We start from the raw sequence: 19,829 nt of genomic DNA, 5'->3' as shown, positions 1-19,829 counted from the left end.
GCCGCCGGATCTTCTGCGTGCGCGCCGACATCGCCCGGCTCGGCACCGCGGTCACCCCGGCGACCGCCCGCTACGACGGCATGACCCTCGGCGTGCTCGCCGGCGGCCAGCACCGCCGCTCGGCCGCGGTGCGCAACGCGTTGCTGGAGGCGATGCAATCCGGTGTGGTGACCGATGATTCGACGCCGATCACGCCCGGCGTCGCGCTGGTCGGCGGCGGCCCCGGCGATCCGGACCTGATCACGGTGCGCGGGCGGCGCCTGCTCGGCCGCGCGGATCTGGTGGTCGCCGACCGGCTCGCCCCGCCGGAGCTGCTGGCCGAGCTCGGACCCGACGTGGAGGTGATCGACGCGGCGAAGATCCCCTACGGCCGGGCGATGGCCCAGGACGCGATCAACGCCGCGCTCATCGAGGGCGCCAAGGCGGGCAAGTTCGTGGTGCGGCTCAAGGGCGGCGATCCCTACGTCTTCGGCCGCGGCTTCGAGGAGCTCGAGGCCTGCGTCGACGCCGGCATTCCGGTGACGGTGGTTCCCGGCATCACCAGCCCGATCTCGGTGCCCGCGGCCGCGGGCATTCCGGTGACGCACCGCGGCGTCACCCACGAATTCGTGGTGGTCAGCGGCCATGTCGCCCCGGACCACCCGGACTCGCTGGTCGACTGGCCCGCGCTCGCCCGCCTGCGCGGCACGCTCGTGCTGATGATGGCGGTCGAACGCATCGAGCAGTTCGCCACCGTCCTCATCGACAACGGCCGCGCCGCGTCCACGCCCGCGACGGTGATCCAGGAGGGCACGCTGCGCACCCAGCGCGTCCTGCGCGCCGACCTCGGCACCGTCGCCGCCCGGGTCCGCGACGAGGGGATCCGACCGCCCGCGATCGTGGTGATCGGCCCGACCGCCGGCTTCGCGGTGGAGCCGCATACCTCCTGATTTGCCGCGCACCTTCTGATTTCCCACACAACGACTCGCCGTACTGACACGCGGACGGATGTCAGAAGGTGTGTGGCGGTGTCACTTGATCATGCGGAAGCGTGGGTGCCGCAGCCAGCCCTCCGTGAACACCGCGTCACCAATGTGGGAGTACCTGGGATTGGTGCGCGATCCGTAGTTGACCAGATACAGCCGGCCGGGCAACCGACGCACCCGGCGGGCGATCTCACTGTCCAGCTCGGCGCGCCGCTGTCGTTCGTTCATGCCCGTGACGACGAAGCCGGACGGGGGAGTGTTGATTCGGCCGTAGAAATCGACCAACCCGTCGTACTGGATCGCGAATGCCAGGCACAGGTATCCGAGCATCCGGTGATCGACGTCTTGGTTGCACCACATCCACACGGCGATCTCCAGCGGCGGAGTGAATCCCAGCGCCTCGGTCAACGCCGGAAGACCAGACGGCTGCCGCAGGCCGACCCCCACGGCACCCGCCTGGGCGAGCTCGGCGGGCATGCCGAGCGCAGCGGGGTCTTCGATATACCAGTCGCCGGACCAGGTACCAGACGGCAGAAACGCCAGCGACATCAAACGATCCAACGTCTGCTCGTCGATCGGATCGCGCAACAAAACGCCCGCAGTCGGCCCCGCCATGCCGACGATGATGCACCGTTCATCGGCACCGCTTCCACAGAATAAGGTCCGGAACCAGCGCACTCCGCCGCTCACCCGGACCGTCGAACAACACCGTCGCGGCACGCCGATCCCGGCGGCCGGGGTCGAATGGATGTCGTCAGGTGTGCGCCCCACCGATGTCGTCGAACGCCCGCAGGTAAGTACAGTGGCTCACTGTGCTCGAGAATCCCGCTGCGACGATGCAGTATCCGATGAAGCAGCGGGCCTTCGGGCTCGCCATCCTCGTGCTGAGCGGGCTGCAACTGATGGTCGTGCTCGACGGCACCGTGGTGATCTTCGCCCTCCCGCGCCTGCAGGAGGAGATGGGGCTGTCCAGCGCGGGCAGCGCGTGGACGGTCACCTCCTACGGCCTCACCTTCGCCGGCCTGATGCTGCTCGGCGGCCGCCTCGGCGACGCGTTCGGGCGCAAGCGGATGCTGATCATCGGCGTAGGCCTGTTCACCCTCGCCTCGCTGCTGTGCGGGCTCGCGCAGAACGAGGCCATGCTGCTCGCCGCGCGCGCCGTGCAGGGCGCGGGCGCGGCCATCGCGGCGCCGACCGCGTTCGCCCTCGTGGCAACGACTTTCGCGCCGGGCAAGGCGCGCAACCAGGCGATCGCGATCGTCGGCTCGATGGTCGGCATCGGCTCGGTCGGGGGCCTCGTGGTCGGCGGCGCGCTCACCCAGATGTCCTGGCGCTGGATCTTTCTCATCAACGTGCCCATCGGCGCGTTGATCATCGTCGGCGCGATCTACAAGCTGGCCGACACCGCGCACCACCGCTCGCCGCTGGACGTGCGCGGCGCGATCCTGGGCACGCTCGCCTGCGCCGCCATCGTGTTCGGCGCGACCGAGGGCCCCGAGATGGGCTGGGACAACCCGGCCATCATCGGCGCGCTGATCGGCGGTGTGGTGCTGCTGGTGGTGTTCGTGATCATGGAGCGCCAGATCGCCGACCCGCTGCTGCCGTGGTCGCTGTTCGACAGCCGCGACCGGGTCGCCACCTTCCTGCTGATCTTCCTGGCGGGCGGCGTGCTCGGCGCGATGACCTTCTTCGTCGCCCAGTTCCTGCAGAACGTCATCGGGTACACGCCGCTGCAGGCCGGCGTCGCGGCCATCCCGTTCACCGTCGGCATCGGCATCGGCGGCGCGCTGGCCTCCAAGCTCGCCATGCTCGTCGCGCCGCGCTGGCTGCTGGCCGGGGCGGCGGTCGTGCTGGGCGTCGGCCTGCTGTTCGGCTGGACGCTCGACGGCGACGTGCGGTACCTGACCACCCTGCTGCCGCTGCTGATCGTGATCGGCTTCGGCGTCGGCATGGCGATGGTGCTCGCGCCGCTGTGCGTGCTCGTCGGGGTGGCGGCCGAGAACATCGGGCCGCTGTCCGCGGTCGGGCAGATGTTCATGAACTTGGCCACGCCGGTGGCGATCGGTCTGCTCAGCCCCATCGCGGCCTCGCGCACGCTGTCCCTCGGCGGGCGCACCGGCAAGGTGGCCGACATGACCCCCGCGGAGGTCACCGCACTGGGCAGCGGCTACACCCTGGTCCTTTTCGTTTGTGCGATCGTCGCTTTCGCGGCCGGGCTCATCGCGCTCACCCTGCGGTTCACCCCGCAGCAGCTCGCGCAGGCGCAGCACGCGCAGGAAGAGGCCCAGCGGGCGTGACGCCACGCCGGGCCTGCGGTCTCAGAACCGGCCGGTGACCTTCTGCGGCGTCACGCGGACGATGACGCGCGGCCCGTCGTTGACGGAGGCCGGATTGAAGTCCAGGTACTTCTGGCCGGTGTACTTGAGCGACAGCTCGTCCGGCAGCGTCTTGTCGGGGTCTGGCGTGAGCGTCGCGGTGCCGCGGATCTCCGCGTACCGGTAGGGGTCCTCCGGCGGGTTGATCAGCACGGTGATCCGCGGATCGCGCGCCAGGTTCTTGCCCTGCAGGCGATCGGTGGTCGTGGAGAACAGGATGTCGTCGCCCTCGCGCTTCAGCCAGATGACCGTCTGGTGCGGCTGCCCGTCGGGGTTGATCGTCGCCACGGTCGCGAACACCTTCGACTCGTCCAGATACTTCTTCAGATCTTCGGAAAGCTCAGTGTTATGGGTCACGGATAGCTGGAACGCCCCGCGCGACACAGGCATTCCGCCGCGGTGAAAGCCGGGACCCACGCTGGGCATGGGCCCCGGCCGTCGCCGGTTCGTCCTCAGACGGTGTGCCGGTCGGCCACGCTCAGGGTCTGGTCGAGGATCGCGAGGCCCTCCTTGGCCTCGGCCTCGGTGACGAGGCACGGCGGCACCACGTGCAGCCGGTTGAAGTTGACGAACATCAGCAGCCCCGCCGCCCGGCAGGCCGCGACGACCTCGGTCATCGCCGGGCTCGTGCCGCCGTAGGGCGCGATCGGTTCGCGGGTGGCCCGATCCCGAACCAGCTCCAGCGCCCAGAACACGCCGGTGCCGCGCACCTCGCCGATGCACGGGTGGTGCTCGGCCAGTTCCCGCAGGCCCGGCCCGAGCACCCGGGCGCCGATCTCGGCGGCGTTGTCGATGATGCGCTCGTCGGCCATGGCGTTGATCGTCGCGACCGCGGCGGCCGTGGCCAGCGGGTGCCCGGAGTAGGTGAGGCCGCCGGGGTACGGGCGGTCGTCGAAGGTCGCGGCGATCGCCGGGCTGATCGCCACCCCGCCGAGGGGCACGTAGCCGGAGTTGACGCCCTTGGCGAAGGTGAGCAGATCCGGCACCACGCCCTCGAAATGCTCTATGGCGAACCACTTTCCGGTGCGGCCGAAGCCCGACATCACCTCGTCGGCGATGAAGACGATGCCGTGCCTGTCGCACAGTTCCCGCACGCCCGCCAGGTAGCCGGGCGGCGGAATCATGATTCCCGCTGTGCCCGGGATGGATTCGAGCACGATGGCCGCGATGGTGTCGGGCCCCTCGAACGCGATGGTCTGCTCGAGGTGCGCGAGCGCGCGCTCGGTCTCCTCGGCCTCGTCGGCGGAGTGGAACTGCGTGCGGTACAGGAACGGGCCGAAGAAGTGCACCACGCCGCTGTTGCCGTGATCGTTGGCCCAGCGCCGCGGGTCACCGGTCAGGTTGACCGCGGTGTCGGTGCCGCCGTGGTAGGAGCGGTAGCGCGCCAGCACCTTGTAGCGGCCGGTGTGCAGCCGCGCCATCCGCACCGCGTGCTCGACGGCCTCGGCGCCGCCGTTGGTGAAGAAGATCTTGTTCAGCTCGCCCGGCGTCCGCTCGGCGATCAGCCGGGCCGCCTCCGAGCGGACGTCGTTGACGTGCGGCGGCCCGATGGTGCACAGCTTGGCCGCCTGCTCCTGGATCGCCGCAACGACTTTCGGGTGCTGATGGCCGATGTTGGTGTTCACCATCTGGGAGGAGAAGTCGAGCAGGCGGCTGCCCTCCCCGTCCCAGACGTAGCAGCCCTGGGCGGCGGTGATCGTCATCGGGTCCAGATTCGCCTGGGCGGACCAGGAGTGGAAGACGTGGCGGCGGTCGAGCTCGTACGCGCGCGCGGCCGTCGCGCGGGCGGTCTCCGGCGTCAAGCCGTTCGGGAGGGTCATCGGCGAGTTCTCCTGCGTCGCTGGGATTGTCGGGGTGGGACGGTCTATTTGTTCTCGGGGAAGCCCAGATTGAGCCCGCCGTGGCTCGGGTCGAGCCAGCGCGTGGTGACCGCCTTGCCGCGGGTGAAGAAGTGCACCCCGTCGGCGCCGTGCGCGTGCGAGTCGCCGAAGAGCGAGTTCTTCCAGCCGCCGAAGCTGTAGTAGGACATGGGAACCGGGATCGGCACGTTGATGCCGACCATGCCGACCTCGACCTCGTTGTGGAAGCGCCGGGCCGCGCCGCCGTCGTTGGTGAAGATGGCGGTGCCGTTGCCGTAGGGGTTGGCGTTGATCAGCGCGAGCGCGTCGTCGTAGCTGTCCACCCGCACCACCGACAGTACGGGGCCGAAGATCTCGTCGGTGTAGACGCTCATGTCCGTCCCGACGTGATCGAGAATGGTTGGGCCCAGCCAGAACCCGTCTGTCTCGCCGTCGGCCTCGACCCCGCGTCCGTCGAGAACCACGCTGGCTCCGGCGGATTCGCCCGCCGCGATGTACTCGGCGACGCGATCGCGGTGCGCGCGGGTGACCAGCGGGCCCATGTCGGTGCCGCGGGTGCCGTCGCCGGTCTTGATGGTGCGCGCCCGCTCGCTGATCTTGCCGACCAGCTCGTCGGCCGCGCCGCCGACCGCGACCACCACGCTGATCGCCATGCATCGCTCACCGGCGGAACCGAATCCGGCGTTCACCGCGGCGTCGGCGGCCAGGTCCAGGTCCGCGTCCGGCAGCACCACCATGTGGTTCTTCGCGCCGCCGAGCGCCTGCACCCGCTTGCCCGCGGCCGTCCCGCGCTGATACACGTACTGCGCGATCGGGGTGGAGCCGACGAACGAGACCGCCTTGACGGCCGGGTTGTCCAGCAGCTCGTCTACCGCGACCTTGTCGCCCTGCACCACATTGAACACGCCCGCGGGCAGCCCGGCCTCGTCCCACAGCTCGGCCAGCCACAGCGACGCCGACGGATCCTTCTCACTCGGCTTGAGCACCACGGTGTTTCCGGCGGCGATGGCCAGCGGGAAGAACCACATCGGCACCATGGCCGGGAAATTGAACGGCGAGATGACGGCCACCGGGCCCAGCGGCTGACGGATGGAGAGGATGTCCACCTTGGTCGACGCGTTCTCGGTGTAACCGCCCTTGAGCAGATGCGGTACGCCGCAGGCGAACTCGACCACCTCGAGGCCGCGGCTCACCTCGCCCATGGCGTCCGCGAGCACCTTGCCGTGCTCGGCGGTGATCAGTTTCGCCAGCTCCTCCTTGCGCTCGTTCAGCAGCTCGCGGAACCGGAACAGGATCTGCGTGCGGCGCGCCAGCGAGGTGTCGCGCCAGGCCGGGAAGGCGTCGGCCGCGGCGTCGATCGCGGCGCGGGTGTCCGCGACATTCGCGAGCGCGACCTGCCCGGTCACCACCCCGGTGGCCGGATTGGTCACCGGCGCGGTCGCCTCGCTGGTGCCGGCGAAGGGCTTGCCGTCGAGCCAGTGCGCGATTGTCTGCATGTCTCCTCGATTCGATCCGTGAGCGTCGCGGTCCTCGTACTACTCTCCGGCATCAACCATGCGCGGTGGCCCGACGATCTGTACGCGATTTCGGATTTCGTATTACGATTCGTCGGTGCTTCCCTCCGTGGCCGACGTGCTGGCGATGCCGGTGGTGCGCGCCGGAGAACCCGAGGTCGTCGCGGGTGGATCGCTGGATCGGCCGGTGCGCTGGGTGCACGTGAGCGACGTGGCCGACGTGGCGCAGCTGCTGGCCGGCGGGGAGCTGATCCTTACGACCGGCCAGGCCATGAGCCACGGCGACATCGCGACGGTCGGTTACCTGACCGCGCTGGCCGCCGCCGGGGTGTCCGGGCTCGTCCTCGAGCTGGGGGAGTACGTGCCCGAACTCGCGCCGGTCGTCGCCGCGACCGCCGACGCGCTCGGCCTTCCGTTGATCGTGCTGCACCGGATCACCCGGTTCGTCGAGATCACCGAGGCGGTGCACCGGGTCATCGTGGCCGAGCAGTACGCCGAGCTCGAGTTCGCGCGCACCGTGCACGAGACCTTCACCGAGCTGAGTGTGCGCCGCGCCTCGCTCGCCGAGATCGTGAAAACCGCTGCGGACATGCTGGATTCGTCCGTGGTGCTGGAGGACCTCTCGCATCGCGTGCTCACCCTCACCGTCCGGCACGCGACGACCTCTGCGCTGCTGGAGGATTGGGAGACCACCTCGCGGATGCTGCCCGGCGGCTGGGACGCCGTGGCCGTCGGGCCGCACACCCAGCGGTGGGGGCGGCTCATTCTGCCCGCAGGCGACGTGCCGACCGCCCGCGCGCGCATGGTGCTCGAGCGGGCCGCGCAGACGCTCACCCTGCACCGGATGATCGAGAAGGACCGCTTCGGCCTGCACCGGCAGGCGCAGACCGGGCTCATCGACGATATGGCCAACGGCCGGGTGCTCGACGAGCGCGACGCGGTGGCGCGGGCGGCCGCGCTCGGCCTGGCCCGCCGGGCCGCCTACGTGCCGTTGGCCATCGATCTCGCCGCGGTCGCCGAGTCCGATCCGGTGGCGCGGCAGCGGCGAGCCGCGGGCATCCTCGACGCCGTCACGCACGGGCTGGGGTTGGCGAAAGTGACCGCTCTGGCCGCCGCCGATCAGGGCGATCGGGTCGGCATGATTCTGGCGCTGCCGCGCACCGGCGACCTCGACGCCGGTCTTACGGCCGCCTGCACGGCGATCACCGGTGAGGTGCGCCGGGTGGACGGGGTCGAACGGGTGGTGATCGGCGTCGGCGCGGAGTCGGATTCGCTGCTCGACACCGCGCATGAGCTGCCGCACGCCGCGCACGTCGCGGAAGTGGCGCTGTCGCTGGCGAGTTCGGCGCCGCGGCCGTTCTATCGCAGCGGGGACGTGCGGTTGCGCGGGTTGCTCTCGCTCATCCGCAATGAGCCCGGCGTGCAGCGCTTCGCCGAGACGGAGCTGAGCGCGCTACTGCGCCACGACATTCGGCACAACGCCGACCTCACGCACACCTTGCGTCAGTTCCTCGACCTGGCCGGCAACAAGACCGAACTCGCGCGCAGACTCAATATCAGCAGGCCGACGCTCTACGACCGGCTGGCCCGCATCGAGCGCATTCTCGCCGTCGATCTGGAGGACGGTGAGTCCCGCACCTCGCTGCACGCCGCGCTGCTCATCCGTGACCTCACCGCCAACACCGACGTGCGGTGACCTGGTGGCGCGGACGGGATGTGCTGCTCAGCAACGCTTTCGCCCGCGAAGCTTGGCCGATCCGGTCATGGGTCTTTCGGCCCCCGGGCTCGGGCAGCGACCGTCGAGGTGGGCGACTTCATGGTGGCGACCGTGCCGCCGTTACCGGCGGGTGCCGCCGCGTCGAGGTGCTCGCCGAGCACCGCCTCGTGGGCCGGGTCGCCTCTCCCGTTCCGGCGCAACGAGTTTGCGCACCCGACTGCTGAGAAGAACAGCGCCCTGCGAGTTGCGGTGCCGCCGATACGTCGCGCTCGGGAGACACCTCACGGGGTGGGGCGGCCCGTAGCGCCTCCGGCATCGATGCCGAGCAGCGTCGCCGCGTTGCGGTCCAGAATCATTGCCGCGGCGGCGGGATCGATGGACCGGTCGTTGATGTAGTCGATCGCGCGGACGAAAATGTCGCCCGCTTCGTAAGGGAAGTCGGTGCCCAGCAACAGTCGCTCGGGGCCGAACGAGTCGATGGCGGCGCGCAGGGCGGGGACGTGACCGTGTCCCACGGTGTCGTACCACATGCGGCGCGCGGTGATGCTGGGCAGCTCGGGGGTTTGCGGTGCCTCCCAACGGTATTGGTTGTCGATGCGCTGTAGCAGCATCGGCAGCGCGCCGCCGAGGTGCGAGTTGATGATCTTGATATTGGGGTAGCGGGTCGGGATGCCGTGGGTGATCAGGTGCACCACCGCGATCGTGTCCTCGACCGGCGCGCCGACCATCCAGGTCATGCCGTGGTCCGCGATCAACGGCGTGCAGGCGTTGTTGCCGGACGGGTGCAGGTAGAGAACGGCGGCGCGGCGGTCCAACTCGGCGAAGATCGGCGCGAACTCCGGCTCCACCAGTGCCCGGTCGAGGATGCTGGTGTTGAGCACGATGCCGGCCATGCCCAATTCGTCCAGGGCCCGGCGCATTTCGGCGATCGACTCCTCGACATGGGGCATCGGGAGGGCGGCGAAGGCGCGGAAGCGATCCGGCCGGTCGGCCACCACGGCGGCGTATTGATCGTTGACGAAGCGCGCGGTCGGGACGGCCTTGTCGCGCTCGGCGAAGTGCGGCAGCAGCGGTGCGGCGGAGAGGATCTGCATGTCCACCCCGGCGCGGTCCATGAGTCGCAGCCGGGCGTCCAGCTCGGCGCCGCCACCGGCGCCTTGGCCCCGTTGCGCGTCGGTGTCGGTCCTGCCGAGCCCGACCAGCAGGTCGAGGTAGTCGTCGGTCCAGTAGTGCGCGTGTACGTCGATTCGCATGGCGGACATGTCCTTTCGAGTCGAGCAGACCTCGATCGGGTCTGTGCTCATCCAATAGATAGCATGAAATTAGATAGCAAGCTATCTAATGTGTTTGCTATCGTATCCGGGTGGCAAAGGAATCCCCGCGCGACGTCGACGCGGACGGCTTCGACCTGTTCGTTCGCGCCTCGCACGAGCTGTTCGTCGCGATGCGCCGCAACCGCGGACGCCTGGCCCAGACGCGAAGCGGACTCAGCCCCGCCCAGCTCGCCCTGCTGGATGCCGTCGCCGACAGCGGCCCGATGCCGGTCGGCCGGATCGCCGCCTACGCGGGCGTCGCCGGGCCGACCGCCACCCGCATGCTCAAGCAACTCGAGCAGGACGGCGTCGTCACCCGCGAACGGTCGCGCGAGGACGAGCGGCGCGTCGACGTCGCGCTCACCGACCACGGCCGCGAGCTCGTCCACCGCCAACGCCGCACTCTCCGCGAGGCGCAGCGCCGCCACTACGCGGCATTGACCCCGCGGCAACGAGCCGACTTCGTCGACGTGCTCCAGCAGATGGCGGCCTGGCTGGAGTCGGGCGTGCCCGACGATCTGGAGTAGCGCCACGCGGCGTGCCGGAAGCCACAGTGCCCGTGCCTTGTCGGCGGGTCGACGGCTCGACAGACTGGGCGGATGGGGACATCGACGGAGACGGAACTGCGCGAGCGGTGGCGCAGGCTCGCGGGAACGGCGGCGGGAACGGTGGGGGAGGAGTTGATCGGGCGCTATCGGGAACCCCATCGGCGGTATCACACCGTCGATCACCTGGTGGCGATGCTGCGGGTGATCGACGAGTTGGCCGGGGAGGCCGACGATGTGGACGCGGTTCGGTACGCCGCGTTCTTCCACGACGCGATCTACGCGGTCGACCGCGCCGACAACGAGGAGCGCAGTGCGGTGCTGGCCGAGGAGGTGCTCGGAAAGCTCTGCGCCGCACCGGAACTCGTGGCGGAGGTGGTTAGGCTGGTGCGGTTGACCGCCACCCACGATCCGAGCGACGACGACCGCAACGGTGGCGTTCTCTGCGACGCCGATCTGGCGGTGCTCGCCGCCGACGAACAGGGGTATGCCGCGTACACCGCCGCGGTCAGGGCGGAGTACGGGCACGTGCCCGACGAGCTGTTCCGTGCGGGGCGGGCGGCGGTGCTGCAAGGCTTGGCCGGGCAGCCGAAACTGTTCCGAACCCCGCTCGCCCGAACGCGATTCGAGTCCGCCGCGCGCGACAACCTCCGACGGGAACTGGCCGAACTCACGGGCCGAGTGGCCTCGTAGTCGCCAACTCAGGTGATGATCAAAAGCTCGGTCGGAGAAGCGATCTCGGCCCGCAACCCCGCCTTGTTCGCGACCCGGGCCAGCCCGCGCACATCGGTCGGTTCCGCGCGAGTCAGCACCAGCGCGCGGGCGAGCAGCCCCTTGTGGTGTTTGTTGAAGTGACTCACCACGGTTCGCGACCCGTCGGGGTGCTCGGTGAGCACATTCGCGGTGACTGCCCCGGGAACACGGCCGAGCTGCTGATAGGTGCCCGACCGCAGATCCACGACGAGGTCACCCGCCGCCTCGGCGAGCAGCGCGTCGGCCAGCGAGTCGCGCCACACGGCCGAAAGCGTCGGCAGGCCGGGCAGTTTCGAGCCGCCGGAGAGCCGGTAGGCGGGGATTCGGTCGTTCGCGCGCACCGCCCCGAACAGCGCGGAACCGATGCCGAGCCGAGCATAGGCCTTGGCGCGCTGCGGTTTGGTGAACGAGCGCGCGTCGAGCGCGTCGTAGAGCACGCCGGTGTAGCGCTCGAGCGCGGGGCGGGTGGGGGAGGTGCGCAGCGCCGCGTTGCGGGCGATCTCGGCGTCCGCCCCCTTGCCGAGGCCGAGCACGGCGCGGCTGGCGTCCGGGTCGGTGGCCAGCTTGCTCACCTCGTCGATGAGCCGCTCGCGCACCGCCGTGAGCTGCGGCATCGAGAGCTCGCCGAGGTCGAGCGGGGCGTCGGCACCGCCGTCGGACTTGGTTTCGGAGGGAGGCAGCAGCACCAGCACGAGCGATAACGGTAATGCGCTGTGAACACCGTCCGGCCAGCGACTACCCTGTGCCTCCGTGATCACCCGCCTCTCCCGACTTTTCCTGCGTACCCTGCGCGACGATCCCGCCGACGCCGACGTGCCCAGCCACAAACTGCTCGTTCGCGCCGGATACGTGCGACGCGTCGCGCCGGGCGTCTACTCCTGGCTGCCGCTGGGCCTGCGGGTGCTGCGCCGGGTCGAGGACGTGGTGCGCCAGGAGATGGACGTGATGGGCGCACAGGAGATCTCGCTGCCCGCGCTGCTGCCGCGCGATCCGTACGAGACCACCAACCGCTGGACCGAGTACGGCGACGCCCTGTTCCGCCTGCAGGACCGCAAGGGCGCGGACTACCTGCTCGGCCCGACCCACGAGGAGCTGTTCGCGCTCACCGTGAAGGGTGAGTACAACTCCTACAAGGACCTGCCGGTCATTCTGTACCAGATCCAGACCAAGTACCGCGACGAGGAGCGCCCCCGCGCGGGCATCCTGCGCGGCCGCGAGTTCATCATGAAGGACTCCTACTCGTTCGACCTGGACGAGGACGGCCTCAAGGCCAGCTACGACGCGCACCGCGAGGCCTATCAGCGCATCTTCGACCGGTTGCGGGTCAAGTACGTCATCGTGGCGGCCACCTCCGGCGCGATGGGCGGCAGCGCGTCCGAGGAGTTCCTCGCCGACAGCCCCGTCGGCGAGGACACGTACGTGCGCTGCGTCGAGTCCGGCTACGCGGCCAATGTGGAGGCCGTGATCACGCCGGCGCCCGCGCCGCTGCCCCTCGAGGGTCAGCCCGAGGCCGTCGTGCACGACACTCCGGACACCCCGACCATCGCGACCTTGGTCGACTGGGCCAACAGTGCGGGAATTGCGGAGCAGTTCGGCAGGCCCGTCACCGCGGCCGACACTCTGAAGAACGTCATGGTGAAGCTGCGCCACCCGGACGGCAAGTCCGAGATCGTCGGCATCGGCGTCCCCGGCGACCGCGAGGTGGACGACAAGCGCCTCGGCGCGGCCGTCGAACCCGCCGAGGTCGAGCTGCTCACCGAGGCCGACTTCGCCGCGAACCCGTTCCTGGTGAAGGGCTACATCGGTCCGAAGGCGTTGCAGGCCAACGGTGTTCGGTACCTGGTCGATCCGCGCGTCGGCACCGGCACGTCCTGGATCACCGGCGCCGACGCCAAGGGCAAGCACGTCGTCGGCCTCGTCGCCGGGCGCGACTTCACCCCCGACGGCACCATCGAGGCCGCGGAGGTCCGTGACGGCGATCCCTCGCCCGACGGCCGCGGCCCGCTGGTCGCCTCGCGCGGCATCGAGATCGGCCACATCTTCCAGCTCGGCCAGAAGTACACCAACGCCTTCGACGTCGACGTGCTCGGCGAGAACGGCAAGCCGGTGCGCCTGACCATGGGCTCCTACGGCATCGGCGTCTCCCGCATGGTCGCGGTGATCGCCGAGCAGCAGCACGACGACAAGGGCCTGCGCTGGCCCGCCGAGATCGCGCCCTACGACGTGCACGTCGTCATCGCGAACAAGGACGACGCGGCCCGCGCCGGCGCCGAGGAGGTGGTGGCCGGCCTGCACGCCCACGGCCTCGACGTCCTCTTCGACGACCGCACCGCCTCCCCCGGCGTCAAGTTCAAGGACGCCGAACTGCTCGGCATGCCACTGATTCTCGTAGTAGGCCGAGGCTGGGCCGACGGCAAGGTAGAACTCCGCGACCGCTTCACCGGCGAGTCCGAAGAACTCCCCGCCGACTCCGCCGTCGCCACCGTAGTCTCCCGCGTCCGCGGCTAGCCCCCAATCCCCGCACTCTCTCTCAGGATCAGCACTCTCTCTAGGGCCCTAAACCCAGTGCGCGTCCCGAGAGGGAGTGCGGCGTCCTTGGCCGCCCGCCCGCGCGCCTTCGCCGCTCGGTGTCCTGGGCGCCCACCTGCCGCGCCTTCGCCGCTCGGCGTCAACGAGAGAGTGCGGGTCTGAGCGGCCCGCCCGCCTTCGCCGCTCGGCGTCAACAGTCGCACTCTCTCTCGGGCTCAGCACTCTCTCTAGGGTCCTAAACCCAGGGCGCGTCCCAAAAGATAGTGCGGACCTGGCGGCCCGCCCGCGCGCCTTTGCCGCTCCGCGTCAACAGCCGCACTCTCTCTCAGGCTCAGCAACCTCTCTAGGGCCCCAAAGCCAGTGCGCGTCCCGAGAGGGAGTGCGGGGTTCTGAGCGCCCGCCCGTCGCGCCTTTGTCGCTGGGCGTCCTGGGTGCCCGCCCGCCGCGCCTTCCCTGCTGGGCGTCAACAGTCGCACTTTCTCTCGGGATCAGCACTCTCTTTATGGCCCTAAAGCCAGTGCGCGTCCCGAGAGGGAGTGCGGAGTCATGAGGCGGGCCGGCTGCGGGGGCGGGACCTACGGTGGCGTAGGGGGGATTTGCTGGGTGAGGTGGGGCGGATGGGGGTCGGCCTGCTGTTACCCGCTGGTAAGTTAACGGCATGACGAGTGCCGATCCGTTGTTGTTCAATCCCGCCACCTATGATCCGCAGCACTTCGACGCCGAGACTCGGCGGCTGCTGCGCGCGACGATCGAGTGGTTCGAGTCGCGGGGGAAACGGCAGTTGCTGGCCGACGACGCGGACGCGGTGTGGACGGCGGACTTCTTGGACTTCGTCGCCAAGGAGAAGCTGTTCGCGACCTTCCTGACCCCGGCCGCGTACGCCGACGGCGACGAGAACCGGCGCTGGGACGCGGCGCGCAACGCGGCGCTCTCGGAGATCTTCGGCTTCTACGGCCTGGCCTACTGGTACGCCGAGCAGGTGACCATCCTCGGCCTCGGCCCGATCTGGCAGAGCGACAACGAGGAGGCCAAGCGGAAGGCGGCCGCCGACCTGGCCGAGGGGCAGGTGATGGCGTTCGGGCTGTCCGAGCGCGAGCACGGCGCCGACATCTACAACACCGACCTCGTCCTGACCCCCAGCGAGCCGGGCAGCGCCGACGCCGAGGCGGGCATCCTGTTCCGCGCCAACGGCGAGAAGTACTACATCGGCAACGGCAATGTGGCGAGCATGGTCTCGGTGTTCTCGCGCCGCGCGGACATCGAGGGCGCCGACGGGTACGTGTGGTTCGCCGCGGACAGCAGGCACGAGAACTACCGGCTGCTCGGCAATGTCGTGCATCAGCAGATGTACGTCAGCACGTTCCGTCTGGAGAACTACCCGGTGCGCGCGCAGGACATCCTGCACACCGGCCCCGAGGCGTTCTCCGCCGCGCTGAACACCGTCAACGTCGGCAAGTTCAACCTGTGCCACGGCGGCATCGGCATGGTCGAGCACTCCTTCTACGAGGCGATCACGCACGCGAACAACCGCATCCTCTACGGCAACCCGGTCACCGAATTCCCGCACGTCCGAACGAATTTCGTCGACGCCTACGCCCGCATCGTGGCGATGAAGCTCTTCAGCGACCGCGCCGTCGACTACTTCCGCAGCGCGAGCCTGGAGGACCGGCGCTACCTGCTGTTCAACCCGATGACGAAGTCCAAGGTGACCTCCGAGGGCGAGACGGTGATGACGCTGCTGCTGGATGTGCTGGCGGCCAAGGGATTCGAGAAGAACACCTACTTCGCCGAGGTAGCGCGGTTGATCAACACACTGCCCCGGCTGGAGGGCACCGTGCACGTGAACGTCGGGCAGATCCTGAAGTTCATGCCGAACTACCTGTTCAACCCGAAGGACTACCCGGAGATCGGCACCCGCCGCGACGCCGCCGACGACGAGTTCTTCTGGCACCAGGGCCCGGCGCGTGGCGCGGGCAAGGTGCAGTTCGCCGATTGGACCCCGGCCTACGAGCGGCACGCCGACATCCCGAACGTGGGCCGCTTCTTCGAGCAGGCCCAGGCGCTGCGCGTGCTGCTGAGCACCGCGGCCCCCAGCGGCGACCAGCAGAAGGACCTGGACTTCATGCTGACCATCGGCCACCTGTTCTCCCTGGTGGTCTACGGCCAGCTGATCCTGGAGCAGGCGGCGATCACCGGCCTGGACCGCGATCTGATCGATCAGATCTTCGACTTCCAGACCCGCGACTTCAACGCCTACGCCACCACGCTCTACGGCAAGCCCTCCGCCACCCCCGACCAACAGGCTTGGGCGGCTTCGGCTTTGCGTCCGCCGGTGGCCGACCGCGCCCGCTTCGACCGCGTCTGGGCCGAGGTGGCGTCCTATGACGGTGCGTACGAGATGCGCCCGTAGTTCGGCTCGTCAGCGAAAAGGCCGGACCCCTTGCGGGGCCGGCCTTTTCGCGTGTGCTGGGTCAGGCTTTGCCGGGAAAAGGAGTCGTCGGCGGGTTGGTGCCCAGGATCGACTGCCAAGTGGCAAGGCGCACAGCGCTTTCGGTGAGCGCGTCGACGCCCATGCGCCGGATCGATTCGGAGTCGCCGCGTTCGACCACCGAGCGCCACGCCACCGCGGTGTCGCTCTCCACCGTCGCGGCCAATTGCGCCGCCGGGATCGGGTCGTTCACCGGGAACGGCATGGTGTAGGCGGCGTCCGGCGGGGGCACGGTGGCGCCGCCCGCGGTGAGGGCGTCGATGGTGGCGTCGCGACGGGCGCGGTGCGCGGCGGTGCTCTCGGCGACGAGGCGGCCGCGTTCGGACGAGGCGTACGCGGCGATCACGCCGTAGGCGTAGACCGCGCCGTACTCGGCGCGCAGCGCGTCGAGCAGCGCCTCCCGTTCGGCGTCGGTCATCCGAGCAACACCCCCGCCTGCACGGCGCAGGCCGCGCTGATCGACGCGAGCAGCCCGGCCCGATAGCCGGACTGAGTGCGGGCCAGGTCGGCGGCCGACTGGCGCGATTGGGTGAGCTGGGCGCGTAAGTCGTCGACCGTCGGCGGCTGGGCGGGCGCGGCCGTCCCGGAGGCCGGCGCGGCAGGGACCGACGACTGGCCTGGGCCACTGGTACGCGTGCGGTGCACCGGCTTGGTTCCGTCGCCGTAGACGCCGATCACCCGGTCGATCTCGGCGCGCAAAGCGTCTGCGTGCGCGGTCCTTTCGGTCGCGATGGCGGTCAGCGCGCCGTGCCGCTGGGGCGCGAGCGCGATGGCCGCGCTCGCCGCGGCGGCGTCGGCTCGGGCCGAGAGCTCTTGGGCGGCAAGCGGATCCGGCTCATACACCGTGTCCTCGGCGCCGCAGGCCGCGACCGCGCCGACGGTGAGGGCGCCGAGCGCGCCGCCGCAGGCCAGGCGCAGGACGCCGCGGCGGTCCACGGTGAACCGGGAGTCGTGCCGGTCGGACGGGATGCCGGAGGTGCGCGCGAGGATCGGCTGCGCGGGAAGGCGGATGGGCACGGCACCATCGTGCCAGATTGGCCGGTCGTCTCCGGACCAGGCACCGTCGCTCGCCCCACGTGTGGCGTGCGTAGTGCCTGCCCGTTGGTCCTTTACACTCTCTGGGCGCGTTACGCTAGACCCTCGGTAGAAGAAAATTTCGACCGCCCGCGACCGTCCGCCGGCCGCCCGAACGACACCGCCGTGACAACTGAACCAGGAGCCGCCCCACATGCCGATGCCGACCGAGGAAAGGCTGAGTCAGCTGATAGCTGGACTCGTCGAACGCCGAGGATTCGACCTCGAGGGCGTCGAGATCTCGACGACCGGCAAGCATCGTGCGGCCGCGCAGGAACAGGAGCTCGGCGACCAGTCGGCGCGGGTGAAGGTGACCGTCGACAGCGACGGCCCGTCCGACTTGGACGCCCTCGCCGCCGTCAGCACCGAACTGTCGGAGTTGCTCGACGAGGCAGGCGATTTCGGCGAGACGCCGTATCTGCTGGAGGTCAGCACGCCGGGCGTGGACCGCCCGCTCACCGCCGACCGGCACTGGCGTCGCGCGCGCGGCCGGAAGGTGCGGGTGCGCCTGCGCGAGGGCGCGCAGCCCCCGGAGCCGGGCGGTCCGGCGGAGTTCGAGGCCAGGGTCGGGGAGCTCGGCGCCGATACAGTAGCGCTGGTGCTCGGCGGCAGGCGCAAACCGCGCCTGGTGCGCGTCCCCGTGGCCGACATCGCCGAGGCGGTGGTGCAGGTGGAGTTCGGCAAGCCGGGCGCCGAGGAGTGGGAACTCGCCGGTGGCGTCGCCCCCGGGCGCCCGGTACCAGGTCAGGAAATTGAGGAGCCGGCGGTCGACGCCGCGGATGTTCGAGGATCAACACCATTACTACCCGAATCAGTAACAGCGTCCGATTCGCCGACCGAAGGGATCGTGGAATGAACATCGAAATCGAAGCCCTGCGCGCGATCGTCGCCGACAAGGGGATCTCGATCGAGACCGTGATCTCCGCGATCGAGTCGGCGCTGCTCACCGCCTACCGGCACACCGAGGGCCACCAGCCCAACGCGCGCATCGACATCAACCAGAAGACCGGCACGGTCCGGGTGATGGCGCGCGAGCTGGACGCCGACGGCAACATGGTCTCCGAATGGGACGACACCCCAGAGGGTTTCGGCCGCATCGCGGCCACCACCGCGCGTCAGGTCGTGCTGCAGCGGCTGCGCGACGCCGAGAACGAGAAGTCCTTCGGCGAGTTCTCCACCCACGAGGGCGACATCGTCGGCGGTGTGGTGCAGCGCGACGCCAGAGCCAACGCCAGAGGCACCATCGTGGTGCGCATCGGCAGCGAGCTGCACGGCGCGGAGGGGCTGATCCCGCCGGCCGAGCAGGTGCCGGGCGAGACCTACGAGCACGGCGACCGGATCAAGTGTTACGTCGTCGGCGTCTCGCGGGGTCCACGCGGCCCGCAGATCACCCTCTCCCGCACGCACCCGAATCTGGTGCGGCGGCTGTTCGCGCTCGAGGTCCCCGAGATCGCCGACGGCTCGGTCGAGATCGTCGCGGTGGCGCGCGAGGCCGGGCACCGCTCCAAGATCGCGGTGCGCAGCACCGTCTCCGGCGTCAACGCCAAGGGCGCGTGCATCGGGCCGATGGGGCAGCGGGTGCGCAACGTGATGAGCGAGCTGGCCGGGGAGAAGATCGACATCATCGATTTCGCCGAGGATCCGGCGACGTTCGTGGGCAATGCGCTCTCGCCATCGAAAGTGGTGTCGGTCACTATCGTCGATCCCGAGGCGCGCGCGGCCCGGGTCGTGGTGCCGGACTTCCAGCTGTCGCTGGCCATCGGCAAGGAGGGGCAGAACGCTCGCCTGGCCGCCAGGCTGACCGGGTGGCGCATCGATATTCGCAGCGACGCGGCCCCTGACGTGGGTGGTGGCACAGTGCGGACGGAGGCGCACCGCAGTTGACCGGGAGCACCGCAAAACCGGCACCGCGGATCGGGAATCGAACCGTCGGGATGACATGTTGGTAACTTCCGAAGGGGAGCGGTTCGTTGATCCGACCGGGTCGGCGGTAGAGTGGACACAGGTTCAGCACGCGCGACCGATTCGGACCTGTATCGGATGCAGGAAGCGCGAGTTGGCCGCCGATCTGTTGCGGATCGTGGCAAGGGTGACGGATACCGGAGACGGTCCCGAGTCCACCGCGATTCTTCCCGATCCGCGGCGCAGACTTCCCGGACGGGGTGCCTGGTTGCACCCCGTCTCGGCTTGTCTGACCGCGGCAGAACGGCGCCGAGCATTCGGCAGAGCACTAAGAGTGTCCGGAAATCTGGATATCTCAGCCCTGGAGCAGTACCTCGAGAACAGGCACGAGCACTCATGAGCACACCGTGAAGCACCAACGATGAACGTCCATCGGAGATAACCCGAGGTCGTGCGGGCCCCGTCCCTGAACAACGGGTGCACCTGCTCGACCTCTCAGTGAGGAGAGCAGTGGCAGGCAAGGCCCGCGTGCACGAGTTGGCCAAAGAACTCGGTGTCACCAGCAAGGAACTACTCGCAACGCTCAAGGAGCAGGGCGAGTTCGTGAAGTCGGCGTCCTCGACGGTGGAAGCTCCCGTCGCGCGCCGGCTGCGTGAGTCGTTCGCGACCAAATCTGCGCCCGCGAACGGCGCCAAGTCGGGTTCACGCCCCGGCCCGTCCTCGTCGGCCCGTCCGGGCGCCAAGCCCTCGGGACCCGGCCCGCGTCCGGGACCCCGTCCGTCGGCGCCCACGCCG

At 69.6% G+C, this 19,829-nt stretch carries 19 protein-coding genes; 11 read left to right on the top strand and 8 right to left on the bottom strand.

The window, feature by feature from the left end; all coding sequences use genetic code 11:
• Window positions 1-929, top strand: a 929-nt coding sequence (gene cobA / locus ON39_RS21925) for a uroporphyrinogen-III C-methyltransferase (protein ID WP_040737183.1), incomplete at its 5' end; no start/stop codon positions are given.
• Window positions 930-1,010: 81 nt separating this feature from the next.
• Here the strand turns inward: cobA and ON39_RS21920 are convergent.
• Entirely contained in the window at window positions 1,011-1,580 is a 570-nt protein-coding gene (locus tag ON39_RS21920) for a DUF6368 family protein (RefSeq protein ID WP_157195502.1), read from the bottom strand.
• Window positions 1,581-1,801: 221 nt separating this feature from the next.
• Here ON39_RS21920 and ON39_RS21915 point away from each other — a divergent pair, with 221 nt between their 5' ends.
• A complete protein-coding gene (locus ON39_RS21915; RefSeq protein ID WP_040737182.1) occupies window positions 1,802-3,262 on the top strand; it encodes an MFS transporter in 1,461 nt (486 codons plus the stop codon).
• Window positions 3,263-3,283: 21 nt separating this feature from the next.
• Here ON39_RS21915 and ON39_RS21910 read toward each other — a convergent pair whose 3' ends face one another.
• The 3 genes from ON39_RS21910 to ON39_RS21900 all read right to left on the bottom strand — a co-directional run bounded on the left by ON39_RS21910 (window position 3,284) and on the right by ON39_RS21900 (window position 6,695).
• Complete coding sequence (locus ON39_RS21910; RefSeq protein WP_040737180.1) at window positions 3,284-3,697, bottom strand: PPOX class F420-dependent oxidoreductase; 414 nt, start codon at window positions 3,695-3,697, stop codon at window positions 3,284-3,286.
• A gap of 95 nt (window positions 3,698-3,792) precedes the next feature.
• Entirely contained in the window at window positions 3,793-5,160 is a 1,368-nt protein-coding gene (locus tag ON39_RS21905) for an aspartate aminotransferase family protein (protein WP_040737172.1), read from the bottom strand.
• Between the two features lie 44 nt (window positions 5,161-5,204).
• Complete coding sequence (locus ON39_RS21900; protein ID WP_040737170.1) at window positions 5,205-6,695, bottom strand: CoA-acylating methylmalonate-semialdehyde dehydrogenase; 1,491 nt, start codon at window positions 6,693-6,695, stop codon at window positions 5,205-5,207.
• Between the two features lie 115 nt (window positions 6,696-6,810).
• Here ON39_RS21900 and ON39_RS21895 point away from each other — a divergent pair, with 115 nt between their 5' ends.
• Complete coding sequence (locus ON39_RS21895) at window positions 6,811-8,409, top strand: PucR family transcriptional regulator (RefSeq protein ID WP_040737169.1); 1,599 nt, start codon at window positions 6,811-6,813, stop codon at window positions 8,407-8,409.
• Between the two features lie 302 nt (window positions 8,410-8,711).
• On the opposite strand, the gene ON39_RS21890 is transcribed toward ON39_RS21895, so the two are convergent.
• Window positions 8,712-9,683 (bottom strand): amidohydrolase family protein, encoded by a 972-nt coding sequence (locus ON39_RS21890; RefSeq protein WP_040737178.1) that lies wholly within the window; start codon window positions 9,681-9,683, stop codon window positions 8,712-8,714.
• Window positions 9,684-9,793: 110 nt separating this feature from the next.
• Here ON39_RS21890 and ON39_RS21885 point away from each other — a divergent pair, with 110 nt between their 5' ends.
• Together ON39_RS21885 and ON39_RS21880 are read left to right on the top strand one after the other, a co-directional pair.
• Entirely contained in the window at window positions 9,794-10,270 is a 477-nt protein-coding gene (locus ON39_RS21885; RefSeq protein ID WP_051186904.1) for a MarR family winged helix-turn-helix transcriptional regulator, read from the top strand.
• A 72-nt stretch (window positions 10,271-10,342) separates the two neighbouring features.
• Window positions 10,343-10,981, top strand: coding sequence for an HD domain-containing protein (locus tag ON39_RS21880; protein WP_040737168.1), 639 nt, complete (start codon window positions 10,343-10,345; stop codon window positions 10,979-10,981).
• Window positions 10,982-10,989: 8 nt separating this feature from the next.
• On the opposite strand, the gene yaaA is transcribed toward ON39_RS21880, so the two are convergent.
• Window positions 10,990-11,733, bottom strand: coding sequence for a peroxide stress protein YaaA (gene yaaA / locus ON39_RS21875; protein ID WP_040737166.1), 744 nt, complete (start codon window positions 11,731-11,733; stop codon window positions 10,990-10,992).
• Between the two features lie 58 nt (window positions 11,734-11,791).
• Between yaaA and ON39_RS21870 the strand changes: the two genes are divergently transcribed.
• Together ON39_RS21870 and ON39_RS21865 are read left to right on the top strand one after the other, a co-directional pair.
• A complete protein-coding gene (locus ON39_RS21870) occupies window positions 11,792-13,549 on the top strand; it encodes a proline--tRNA ligase (protein ID WP_040737165.1) in 1,758 nt (585 codons plus the stop codon).
• A 679-nt stretch (window positions 13,550-14,228) separates the two neighbouring features.
• Complete coding sequence (locus ON39_RS21865; RefSeq protein WP_040737164.1) at window positions 14,229-15,980, top strand: acyl-CoA dehydrogenase family protein; 1,752 nt, start codon at window positions 14,229-14,231, stop codon at window positions 15,978-15,980.
• A 61-nt stretch (window positions 15,981-16,041) separates the two neighbouring features.
• Here the strand turns inward: ON39_RS21865 and ON39_RS21860 are convergent, their stop codons facing one another.
• Window positions 16,042-16,476 (bottom strand): ferritin-like domain-containing protein, encoded by a 435-nt coding sequence (locus ON39_RS21860; protein WP_040737162.1) that lies wholly within the window; start codon window positions 16,474-16,476, stop codon window positions 16,042-16,044.
• Entirely contained in the window at window positions 16,473-17,075 is a 603-nt protein-coding gene (locus tag ON39_RS21855) for a hypothetical protein (RefSeq protein WP_373283718.1), read from the bottom strand. Before ON39_RS21855 ends, ON39_RS21860 begins: the two co-directional genes overlap by 4 nt.
• 211 nt (window positions 17,076-17,286) lie before the next feature.
• On the opposite strand from ON39_RS21855, the gene rimP reads away from it, so the two are divergent.
• The 4 genes from rimP to ON39_RS21840 form a co-directional block, all read left to right on the top strand.
• Window positions 17,287-17,988 (top strand): ribosome maturation factor RimP, encoded by a 702-nt coding sequence (gene rimP, locus ON39_RS21850; RefSeq protein WP_040737161.1) that lies wholly within the window; start codon window positions 17,287-17,289, stop codon window positions 17,986-17,988.
• Window positions 17,985-19,016, top strand: a complete 1,032-nt coding sequence (gene nusA, locus ON39_RS21845; RefSeq protein WP_040737160.1) for a transcription termination factor NusA — start codon at window positions 17,985-17,987, stop codon at window positions 19,014-19,016. Before rimP ends, nusA begins: the two co-directional genes overlap by 4 nt.
• Window positions 19,017-19,074: 58 nt before the next feature.
• Window positions 19,075-19,434 (top strand): YlxR family protein, encoded by a 360-nt coding sequence (locus tag ON39_RS47475; protein ID WP_246002948.1) that lies wholly within the window; start codon window positions 19,075-19,077, stop codon window positions 19,432-19,434.
• A gap of 110 nt (window positions 19,435-19,544) precedes the next feature.
• The coding region (locus tag ON39_RS21840; protein ID WP_040737159.1) for a translation initiation factor IF-2 N-terminal domain-containing protein at window positions 19,545-19,829 on the top strand (285 nt) is incomplete at its 3' end.

The sequence above is a fragment of the Nocardia tenerifensis NBRC 101015 genome (assembly GCF_000308715.1).
GTDB lineage: Bacteria > Actinomycetota > Actinomycetes > Mycobacteriales > Mycobacteriaceae > Nocardia > Nocardia tenerifensis.
Note: the sequence above shows the minus strand (reverse complement) of the source record. Positions and strands in the feature narration are given on the sequence as shown.

Bases quoted from the DNA above. Each gene is read 5' to 3' on its own strand.
- ON39_RS21905 (WP_040737172.1), bottom strand. From the start codon at position 5,160: ATGACCCTCCCGAACGGCTTGACGCCGGAGACCGCCCGCGCGACGGCC.
- ON39_RS21865 (WP_040737164.1), top strand. From the start codon at position 14,229: ATGACGAGTGCCGATCCGTTGTTGTTCAATCCCGCCACCTATGATCCG.
- ON39_RS21915 (WP_040737182.1), top strand. From the start codon at position 1,802: ATGCAGTATCCGATGAAGCAGCGGGCCTTCGGGCTCGCCATCCTCGTG.
- ON39_RS21900 (WP_040737170.1), bottom strand. From the start codon at position 6,695: ATGCAGACAATCGCGCACTGGCTCGACGGCAAGCCCTTCGCCGGCACC.
- ON39_RS21880 (WP_040737168.1), top strand. From the start codon at position 10,343: ATGGGGACATCGACGGAGACGGAACTGCGCGAGCGGTGGCGCAGGCTC.
- nusA (WP_040737160.1), top strand. From the start codon at position 17,985: ATGAACATCGAAATCGAAGCCCTGCGCGCGATCGTCGCCGACAAGGGG.
- rimP (WP_040737161.1), top strand. From the start codon at position 17,287: ATGCCGATGCCGACCGAGGAAAGGCTGAGTCAGCTGATAGCTGGACTC.
- ON39_RS21860 (WP_040737162.1), bottom strand. From the start codon at position 16,476: ATGACCGACGCCGAACGGGAGGCGCTGCTCGACGCGCTGCGCGCCGAG.
- ON39_RS21920 (WP_157195502.1), bottom strand. From the start codon at position 1,580: ATGGCGGGGCCGACTGCGGGCGTTTTGTTGCGCGATCCGATCGACGAG.
- ON39_RS21890 (WP_040737178.1), bottom strand. From the start codon at position 9,683: ATGCGAATCGACGTACACGCGCACTACTGGACCGACGACTACCTCGAC.